We start from the raw sequence: 386 nt of genomic DNA, 5'->3' as shown, positions 1-386 counted from the left end.
TGAAGTGGTAAGTAAAAATGGTGTTGAGACGATAATATTAAACAAGAACGATAAAATTTTTAAAATAGGATTATCAAAAGGCTGGAATGATGAAGGCAAAAATGACTGGATAATAACAGCTTATGAATTTAAAAAAGAGGGAAATGGCAAGACTCCCGACGATGCCATTTTTACAGCTAAGCAACCCTTAGCTAACCCCAGCGAGGATATTATACCAAAAAATGAGATAAAAAGCGAAATGCCTTTAGAAAATGGGCTAAAAGATGATATAAATGAGTGGGTAATAACGGCGTATAAAAAAGAGAAAGAGCCGTCTCGCTCAGTAGTTCGACCAAGTAGCGACCTAGGGCAGAATGGAACCGATCTATCTGCCAACGGCTTAAATA

At 37.3% G+C, this 386-nt stretch carries 1 protein-coding gene; it reads left to right on the top strand.

What is annotated here, in order from left to right:
• Positions 1 to 386, top strand: a 386-nt coding sequence (locus U5B17_RS09700) for a putative barnase/colicin E5 family endoribonuclease (protein WP_430805146.1), incomplete at both ends; no start/stop codon positions are given.

It is taken from the genome of Campylobacter australis (assembly GCF_050586305.1).
Classification (GTDB): domain Bacteria; phylum Campylobacterota; class Campylobacteria; order Campylobacterales; family Campylobacteraceae; genus Campylobacter_A.
The sequence above is the reverse complement of the archived record's forward strand: the minus strand, read 5'-3'. Positions and strand labels throughout refer to the sequence as shown.